Here is a 4,047-nt window from a genome sequence, read left to right on the forward strand (position 1 = left end):
GGCCTGGCATCGATCCAGAGAGGCTCGATGAGGAACGGGCCCTGGGGCGCGGTCAGCGATACCGAGGAGGAGCAACTGCGCCAGGCTGTCGTACCCTTCGGCGCCATGGTGGCACTGGGCCGGCCGGGCGACCGGCTGCCGCAGGTCGGTGCGGGACGCCACTACCCCTCCGACCTGGAGTGGCAGAGCCAGGTCCTCCCGGCGCTGGACCGCGCGGTCCTCGTCCTTCAGGTCTGCGGCCCGGGACGCAGTCTCAGGTGGGAGGTGGAGCAGGTGGTGGCTCGCTGCCCTCCGGAGCGACTGGTGCTGATCGGTGTGCGCGACGCCGCGCAGTTCGAATCCTTCAGAACCGCCATGCAGGACGTCTTTCCCAAGGGGTTGCCTCCCACCTCGGAAGGCGGCGAGGGCTGGAAGGAACGATGGGATGGGCCGACCACCTTTGTACGTGAGACGGTCTGGTTCGACGCGGACTGGACACCGCACATCACGCCACTTGGCAGTGACGACGATCCCGAGTTCGATACGGGCCGGCTCATCGACCCCAACGCATGGGTGAAGTCGGCCTTCCCTATGGCGATCCGGCCCGTGTACCAGCGGGCCGGCCTCAACCCGCCGGGACTGCCCTCGACCCGTCTGTCCCGTCCCTGGCCGGTCAGGACAGCGGTGCCACTACTCACGTTTGCCTGGGCTGCGGAGCTTTTCCTGCCTCCGGCCCCCTCGGGCAGCGACGTTCTGACGATCCTCCTCATTGTGGCCCTTCCGATTGCCGGGATGCTGTGGGGCGCATGGCGTGGCGTCAGGAGCGTCCACACCGTGTTGACGCTCTTCTCCGCCGGACTGCCCCTGGCATTTGCGCTGGTGGACGGTTTCGCGATGCTCGTTCTCCACGCGTCGGAACCCCTCGTCCGGAACTTACTGCTAGTCCCCGTCGGGGCCGTTATGGTCGTCGGGGCCCTTCTCCTTCATCACCGTGACGCGCGTATGTGGAGGGCCTCGCTGGCCTACAAGACTGCGTAGTCGAGGCGACGCGCCCAGGTGTTCTGGCCGCATGGGTTCTCCGGGTCTTCAGGCCGCGGTGGCGAGGGGGCGTCCACCCCAGCGAATGCCCTTCTCGCTTCGGATGAGAACGCGTTCTTTGTGTTCGGCGGCCAGGACGTCGTGGTGACGGGCGTTGGCGTTGCGCCACCGCAGGTACGCGTGCAGTGCCCTGGTCTGCACGGTGTGGTTGGGGTGGTGTGAGTTGGCGATGGTGAACTGCAGCAGTGCTCCGAAGTGGGCCTCGATGGGGTTCGTCCAGGAGCCGCAGGTCGGGGTGAGCACAGCTTGACCTTGTTCTTCTTGGCCCAGCGGTGGATATCGGTGCCCTTGGCGGACAGGTTGTCCAGGATCACGTAGATGGGTGCACCGTCCGGGCGAGCGGCCCGGATCGACTTCAGCCGCGGCCGGCGTGTTCGCGGCGCCCTTCCTGCGGCGGTTGACGCCCCACAGGCGGTCGTCATCGACCGCGTAGCAGCCGTGAAAGTACCTTACGCCGTGGGTTCGGTGGTAGGTGGCCGGCAGCCGGTGGGGATGTTTGCGCGCAGCCCAGCCGACACCCGCGGCGGGCCTGATCCCGAGTGAGCCGCACTTCGTCGAAGGCGAACACCCGGTCCGGGAAGCGGTCCAGCGCCTCCTCGATCCGGTTCAGTTTGGCATTGTGCTCGGGGTCCGGCGATTCCTTCCACGCCTTGGTGCGCTGGAAGGTGGCGCCGTGGCGGGCGAGTAAACCGCGTAACGCCTCGCGGCCGATGAGGATCATCCGGCCGTGCACATTCCGCAGGTAGGCGACCAAGTTGCGCAACGACCGGCGGGTGAAGGGCTGGCCGAGCCTGGTGGGCGGGTGGTGGCCCGTCTGGACGACGGGGTCCTCGTCGTCAGGGCTGAGCAGGCGGGGACGGCCTCCCGCCCATTGAGGGTCCAGACAGACCAGGCCGATCGCGTTGAACCAGTGGGTCACATCCCGGGCAGTGTCCTCGTCGGCCTGCACCAGTCGGGCGATCACCGGCACCCGGTTCCCGTCGGCCGAGGCCAGCAGCATCACCGCGTGCCGTCAGCGCACCGAGCTGGTGCTGCCCCCGGCGCACGCTCTGCTGCAGCTTCTGCCCCTCCTGGTCGGTCAGTCTGCGCACACGGACAGGCTCAGCCACCGCACCTCCAACGGTCGGGCCGGACGTCACCACCCATCCGACCGCCCCGACCACCAGCCCGGCGAACGTATGCGGTCAGAGCCCTAGAAGAGTCGGGATCGCATGTGCTGCGTGAGGTTCTCGAGGATCTCGCGCAGCCACGGGTTGCGGACGGCTGGCAGCCGGACCAGCGTGTGCTGGAACACTCCCGGGTCGGCCCGGAACAGGTGACTCGGGCGCGGCGCGGGCGGGTCGTCGCGGAGGACACCGTCAGGCATACCGCCCGACGCAGGGATGGGCAGGTACGGCTCGGGGAAGGCCAGCCACAGCCACACCCCGAAGGGCAGCGGCACCGGATATGCCGAGTCGGCCGGGTCGGCCGGGGTCCAGGTCTCCCCCGTCTGCGGATGGGCCGGCACGAGGAGTATGTCGGCGTCCGCGTCGGTGGCGGGCAGTCCCGGTCCGGCCAGGACGGCGCGCCTCGCCGACGGGCCCACGGGCAGCAGGGCGTCGAGGGCGCGTTGGAAAACCTCCGCGATCAGGCCGTCCGGGACGGCCACCGGCCGGCCTTCCGAGGCCGCCAGCAGGTGGGCGAGCGCCCGGCCGGCTGCCGCCTCCCACTGCGGGCTCCATGACCACCAGTGGCTGGTCCCGAGCCGTGAGCCCCACGTGGCGATCGGCTCGAACGGCGGCGTGCTCTTTCCCTCCCTCATCAACTCTCCCCAGGACAGCGGTACGACGTCGGTATCGTCGACGGCAAGGCGGCGCACAGCGTCGGGGGCGAGCCACACAGCCTGCCAGAGCGAGCAGTCGTCGATCCGGCTTGCCACGGCCAGGCCGCATGCCTCGCAGGCCATGTTGGGCCCGTCGGCCCCGTCGAGGCCGCAGCAGTTGCCGCCACCCTTCTCCGGGATCAGGAGGGTGCCGCGGGCATCCCCGGGTGCGATGACGATCGCGCCGGGCGCGGCGTCGGACAGGGCGTAGACCGGCGCGTAGATGCCGCGGGCCGTCGCCTCGTCCGGATCGATCTCCTCCCACGTCCGCCGCGGCGGTCCCCAGGGTTCCGGATCCACGGCGAACGTGCCCGGCTCCATGAGCACCGGGAGCTGAATCCCGTTGCCGTACGTCTGGTGGGCATGGGTCGGCAGGGCAACCTGGGACAGCGGGGTGGTCAGCCTGGCGCCGCACCCCGCACACACGAAAACGAACAAATGTCCTCCGCCTGGGAAACAGGGGGTATCGTCGCAGCTCGGCAGTGTCCGGCCAACGTGTTTTTCGTCCGTCTCGGCGTAGAACACCGCCACCGCCGCGACCGCGACCGCGACCGCCTGCCAGATATCGGCGACCCCCTCTCAGATGCTCTTGAGAGTGGCGAACATCTGCCCTTGGTTCGCACGGGCGTAGGCAGAGGCCCGAACTTCCTCACCCTGCTGACACTGACCAGGGCGGGTACACCTCGGCACCTAGCGCGCGGGAGTTGTCAGCCGGTTGATCGCCCGTTCCACGGTGTTGCCGCATCTGGTACCGCTCTGCCTCGACTGCACGGCCGCAAGCAGGGACTGCCAGCCTCATCAGCGGCCCATCAGCGCCCCGTCAGGGGTCCCTGCGACTGTAGTTCACATGAACGGCACCGGACACAACCCGGGGCCGGGAACAAGGGAGAGGTGCCCGGAGTGGTTGATCGGGGACCAGCGAGCAAGCCTCAAGGTCGGGCCCCATGGGGCCCACGCAGGTTCGAATCCTGCCCTCTCCGCCACACCACACACGGACGGCATCGTTCACGCGCAGCGACAGCAGCTGTTCAGCACAAGGACCCCAGGCCAACCTCGGCTTGGGGTCCTTGTCCAGGCGTTCCGGCTGCAGTCCGGCCGGTTCATACGTC

General features: G+C 68.9%; 2 protein-coding genes and 2 pseudogenes. 2 read left to right on the forward strand and 2 right to left on the reverse strand.

Annotated elements, in window-relative coordinates; translation table 11 throughout:
- Positions 1-1,017: hypothetical protein (locus AB0H32_RS47170; RefSeq protein WP_361135555.1), on the forward strand; the 1,017-nt coding region annotated here is incomplete at its 5' end.
- Positions 1,018-1,065: 48 nt separating this feature from the next.
- On the opposite strand, the pseudogene AB0H32_RS47175 reads toward AB0H32_RS47170, so the two are convergent.
- Together AB0H32_RS47175 and AB0H32_RS47180 are read right to left on the reverse strand one after the other, a co-directional pair.
- Positions 1,066-2,186, reverse strand: a pseudogene (locus AB0H32_RS47175) (IS630 family transposase).
- Positions 2,187-2,269: 83 nt separating this feature from the next.
- Positions 2,270-3,376: a hypothetical protein gene (locus AB0H32_RS47180; RefSeq protein WP_361135558.1), complete on the reverse strand. Its 1,107-nt coding sequence runs from the start codon at positions 3,374-3,376 to the stop codon at positions 2,270-2,272.
- 447 nt (positions 3,377-3,823) lie between these two features.
- Here AB0H32_RS47180 and AB0H32_RS47185 point away from each other — a divergent pair.
- Positions 3,824-3,921: pseudogene (locus AB0H32_RS47185) on the forward strand.
- Positions 3,922-4,047 lie beyond the last annotated feature (126 nt).

The organism is Streptomyces sp. NPDC020362 (genome assembly GCF_040642095.1).
Taxonomy (GTDB): Bacteria; Actinomycetota; Actinomycetes; order Streptomycetales; family Streptomycetaceae; genus Streptomyces.